3 protein-coding genes are annotated in these 5,704 nt (G+C 37.9%); 2 read left to right on the top strand and 1 reads right to left on the bottom strand.

What is annotated here, in order from left to right:
- The first annotated feature begins 393 nt into the window (after positions 1-393).
- Both AC1RNS_RS18840 and AC1RNS_RS18835 read left to right on the top strand, forming a co-directional pair.
- On the top strand, positions 394-1,725 hold the full coding sequence (locus tag AC1RNS_RS18840) for a M15 family metallopeptidase (protein ID WP_492994880.1): 1,332 nt from the start codon (positions 394-396) through the stop codon (positions 1,723-1,725).
- Positions 1,726-1,879: 154 nt separating this feature from the next.
- The gene (locus tag AC1RNS_RS18835) at positions 1,880-3,691 is read left to right on the top strand and encodes an S-layer homology domain-containing protein (protein ID WP_492994879.1); all 1,812 of its coding nucleotides are present in this window, start codon (positions 1,880-1,882) and stop codon (positions 3,689-3,691) included.
- 662 nt (positions 3,692-4,353) lie between these two features.
- On the opposite strand, the gene AC1RNS_RS18830 is transcribed toward AC1RNS_RS18835, so the two are convergent.
- Positions 4,354-5,704: InlB B-repeat-containing protein (locus tag AC1RNS_RS18830; RefSeq protein WP_492994877.1), on the bottom strand; the 1,351-nt coding region annotated here is incomplete at its 5' end.

The following is a 5,704-nucleotide window of genomic DNA, read 5'->3' as shown; positions in this document are numbered from 1 at the left end:
CGTTTTGAAAAAGGGCTATACTTTTTAATTTGTCACCTTGATTTCATTGACATAATAGTATTTCAACAACATGAAAAGTCGAATTCCTGTACTCTAAGGAATCGACATTTAAATTTGGCCTGTTAGCTAAATACTCCTTAGCCAACCATGAAGCACCAAAATCAGCGTTTCTTCACAGAAAATGAAAGATGATTATGCACTTTCATGGGAGTTGACGAAGGAATTGATTTTTGTGTCACTAAACACTACGTATCTTAAAATGTTTTTAGTCAATATGATAATGAAATAAAAGAATATACAATCACTAGTAATGTAATAAAAAGGATATTGTGTTTACAAATAGGATAGTAAAAAGGTAATATGAGTGTATATTTTAGAAAATGATGGAGGAAAATGAATAACAAAATTACTATTCTAATAGGTAAAATGGGTCATTCAAGATTCACTAATAAATTAAAGGAGAGAGTTGAAGTGTGTAAAAAAGAAAAAATTGGAAAGATATTAATCACTTCCATGATGGCAGGTTCATTGTTGCAAGTGGGAGCAGTTGCTAATGCGGAAGAGCAAGTAGCAGAGCCAGCAACAAATGCAATGATGCGATTGGCAGCAGCGGACCTTACTTCTTACAAAGATTTTGATATCAATGCAAGCTGGGCGCCAGCCATGAGATGGGCAATAGACGAAGGAATTATTTCAGGCTATCAAAATCAAAAACATCCATCTGACCCGAAAAAAGGCGTGGGCAACTGGTTAGATCCTCAAGGTTATGTAACAGAATACCAAATGCTGTCGATTATATTGAAATATCAGGAACCAGACAGTTTTAAAAGCGAAAAGGCAAATACAACGAAAGCCAATTTAGACAAAAATTTCGCATTTACTGAGTATAAGCTAGCCAAGGATTTAGGCATGGTCACGAGAGGTTCTACAACCAATGTAACATTTGCATCACAACATGTCACACGTGGTCAGATGGCACGAGCATTAGTATCATACATATATGGGAAATCCGTCACGTTAGAACAAGCTGTAGAATTTATGTATGCTAACAAGTTTATGATAGGGAAAAATCTAGAAAATGGACAAACACTTGATAATTTCGGAATAACAGACAAATTGACGAGGGCACAACTTGTTGTAGTGTTGGAGCGTTATGCAAAACAACCTGAACTTAAAGATACGCTATCCGAATCAATGATTCGCGACATGCAGAAGTGGGAAGAGAAAACGCAACTTGTTTGGGAAGATAAGGAGCCCGGCTTCGAAACGAAAGAAGCTGCTGAGTCAAACATGACCCAGATTACGGTTCCGGTTTGGAAGGCCACTACAAAGGGCGACAAGGTCCAAGGAAAAGCAACGCTGACTGTACATAAGAACTTGGCTAAAACCTACAAGGCGGTATTCCAAGAGATCTTCGATGGACCAGAGAAATTTCCGATTAAGGACGTAGGCGCATACTCTTGGCGCACCAATGTCAATTCCGAGCACCGGAATGGGACAGCCCTTGACATCAATGCAAGTGAGAATATGCATTGTGAGATTGATAAGAATGGCAACGTGACCAAGATTCTTTCAGGTAGTTTTTGGAAACCTTACGAGAACATATATTCAATTACAGAAGATGGGGATGTAGTTCGGGCGTTCAGAAAACATGGATTCTCTTGGGGTGGAGACGCTTGGAGTACGAGCCGAGATTATATGCACTTTTCGTATTTTGGAAGCTAGTTTTGCTGAATCGCATTAATTCATACGCTAGTTTCTTTGTGCTATTTTTAATGGGTATTGATGTGAAAGAAATACTACATAGGGAAATAAATCAGGTAGAATTTGTATAATTTTCGTTAAATATATGTGTGATATCACCAAGGAGGTTTTGCATTTGGGCAAAAAACATCATTACTCACTATTTTTTAAGGTGACAGCTGCATCAGCTATCGTTGCATCGATTGTCATTCCAATCGAAACTACAAATGCGATGTCAGATGTACCATCGAATCATCAATTTTATGATGCCATAAAAGATCTTCAAGAACGTGGGATTATTAGCGGCTATGCAGATGGCACTTTTAAACCCGAGAAAAATTTAACACGTGGACAAGCTGCGAAAATACTTGCGGGTGTGCTGAAGCTAGATACGATTAATGTCCAAAATCCAAATTTCAAGGATATTCCTACAACACACCAATATTATGGTGCGATCGCCGCTTTAAAAGAGGCAAATATTATTGACGGTTTTGAGGATGGCACTTTTAAGCCTGAAAACAATGTACAGCGCAATCACTTAGCAAAAATTTTGGCTAATGCAATGAATTTAAAGGCAACGAATAGCGCAAATCTGCCATTAACAGATGTGCATGAAAATTACCGAGAATCAATTGCTGCGCTATATGAAAATGGTGTAACAAAGGGAAAAACGGAGACAACGTTTGATGGTAGCTCCTATGTGACACGTGGACAAATGGCTGCCTTTATCGTACGTGCCGAGAAAATCATAGCCCAGACTCAAAAGTTTCCATTTGAAAATGTAGATACTTCTAAAAATACTTTAAAACCAAGCGTACATGGAAATTGGGCTGCTTCTATCAAAGATTATATTTTCGACAATAACAATGAAACCTTCTCAACGTTAGAAGTAGATAAAAACATTAAAATTACTACATACGACAGTCAATCTAAAAAGCTTTCCGAAAAAACGTTAGCGTTAGAATTACCTCTTTTCGGCGCTTTTTATAGCGGTGAAACCTATAATTATATTGCCTATGGTCAAAATAACCCGAATGAAGAAAATATAGAGGTTATTCGCATCGTCAAGTATGATAAGAACTTTAAGCGAATTGCTGCAACATCGGTTAAAGGAGATGAGATTATTACCGTAATACCCTTTGATGCTTCATCGGGAGGAAGAATAGCAGAACAAGGTAACACACTCGCATTCCATTCATCACGTGAACGTTATAAATCAAGCGATGGCTTAAATCATCAATCTCAATTAACATTCGAAATTAATACAAGTTCAATGGAAATAATTAATACATTAGGAGAGTTTCAAGGGAATCATGTTAGTCACTCCTTTGATCAATATGTGTTAATGGATGGTGAAGCACCTGTATATTTAGATCATGGTGATGCTTATCCGCGTAGCCTCGTCCTTCATAAATTAATAGACGCATCTAGTAATAAAAAGAATAGATACTCAAAGAAAGAATTTTTTCCTATTTCTGGAGGTGTAGGTGACAATGTAACCGGTGTATCTATAGGGGGCTTCGAACAATCCCCTACGCATTATTTAGCTGCCTTTAACTCTGTCAACCAAAATAAACAGTACTATCGCACAGATACACGTAACGTTTACCTATATGGCATTCCAAAGGATTTTTCAAACACGAATGATGCTTCCATTATCGAAACAACGATTGCTAATTATGAAAACACAGCCTTGTCTACAACAACGCCTACAATTGTAAAAATAACAGATGATAAATTTGTTGTACTATGGCAAGAATATTTAGACGATAAGATTGGTAGCTTAAAATACATCTATGTGAATGGACAAGGAAAAACAACATCTTCAACCCACTTAGCAGTTGATATGGAGCTATCTACCGTCCAACCGATTGTAAAAAACAATAAAATTATTTGGTATACTACTTCAAATAATAAAAAAGTTATGTATGAACTAGAAATCGAATGAATGAGAGCGATTTTGGATGGTTCACACTTCTCACCATGAAGACTTTGTTGAAGTAAGTGGCACCCATATCAAGGAAAAATTTAAAAATAAGATGACGTAAAAAACAGATAGGGGTGTCTGAAAGCGATAGTTCCTCTTTTAGACACCCATTTATAGTTTTATTGAAACATTCCTGTTTAAAATATTTGTTAAAGATTCCCTCTAAAACAGCTCTAACCTAGATATGAAGATGAATTTTCAACTGAGCATCAAGACCAAAATCGGTAAAAAGAAGAGAAAGTAGATAGCATCAATAATTTGAGGAGTTCCCACAATGGCATAAGCAATATAATGAAGGCGATCCAAGTTACCCATTTTTTCTTGGTGTGCATTCCAACTACTAATATGAATATCCCAATGATTAATGCTATAAGAGCTATGAAAATAGACAATTCCCCCCTACACTGAACTAAATTGGTCTTTACATAGAGAATCTAGCAAATAATAAATAAAATATAGTAATGGAGAATCAGAAAATAAGGCGATATTGGAGACTTACTAGTACTAATCTGCGGTTGTTTTGGTATCATCCATTAGAGAAGAATAATTGGAAAGTAATCACCTAGATTTAGAAGAAGAGAAAAGCACATCCTTTTCTAAAAAAAGGATATGCTTTTGGACCATTATTGATTAAGAGCTCGGTACATCAAAGCCACAAATTGAGCACGTGTGACTGGATCATTAGGTTTAAAATAACCATTCGAACCTAAGGCAATACCTTCATGTTCTAAGGCAACTATATTGGCATAACTCCAATGGTCTGTACTTACATCTTTGAATAAGCTCTTATCACCTGGTGGTAATTGAAGTACCGCCACAAGAATTTTTGCCATTTGGGCACGCGTCAACCATTCATCTGGACGAAATGCTCCATTCGAGCCATCAATAATACCTGCCCGTTGCAGCTTTGTAATCGCCTCATAATAAGGATGACTAGGCAGAACATCTGAAAAAGAGGTAGCCTCACGAGATGGTTCTAGCTCAAAAGCTCGTGTTAGCATAATGGCAATATGCTGGCGTTTGATAAATTCATTAGGTCGAAATGATTGATCAGGATAACCCGTAATAACCCCTCGTCTCGCCATATCTTGAATCATCTCCCACGCCCAATGTGATTTCGGTACATCTGAGAACACATATTGCTGCTGTTCAGGCTCCTGCTCAGTTGGCTCACTATCTGGTTGTTCCTCAGGTGAGGGGGTTAAATTTTCTGGTATTGACGGTTCAGTCGGCGTCGGAACTGGATTTACTGGTACTGTTGGAGTTGTCGGTATTGATGGATATTCACCTCCACCTCCAGTTGAATTTACCATCCATTTGGCATAGAGTGTTATATCCTCTGTTACCACATCATTTGTAAAATTCCATTCTGTTGTGAAAGTTGCATTTTTATACCACCCCATAAAAGTATACCCTACCTTAGTCGGTGCTTTTGGTTTGGTTACTTTTTCATTATAGATTACAGAGTCTGACGCTACAGCTGAACCTCCGTTTGTGTTAAACGTTACACCATAACTATTCACGGTCCATTTAGCATAGAGCGTTGTATCCGCTGTGATTACATCTGTCGCAAAGTCCCACTCGGTTGCAAGGGCACCTTCCTTAAACCAGCCTGCAAATGTATACCCCGCCTTACTTGGTGCTGTTGGCTTTGTCACTTTTTCATTATAGATTACTGAGTCGGACGCTACAGCTGAACCACCGTTTGTGTTAAATGTTACGCCATAACTATTCACTGTCCATTTGGCATAGAGCGTTGTATCAGCCGTGGTTACATCTGTCGCAAAGTCCCACTCGGTTGCAAGGGCACTTTCTTTAAACCAGCCTGCAAATGTATACCCTGTCTTAGTCGGTGCTTTTGGTTTGGTCACTTTTTCATTATAGATTACAGAGTCTGACGCTACAGCTGAACCTCCGTTTGTGTTAAACGTTACGCCATAACTATTCACTGTCCATTTAGCATAGAGCGTTGTA

The organism is Lysinibacillus sp. GW821-FHT14F06 (genome assembly GCF_058803665.1).
The sequence above is the reverse complement of the archived record's forward strand: the minus strand, read 5'-3'. Positions and strand labels throughout refer to the sequence as shown.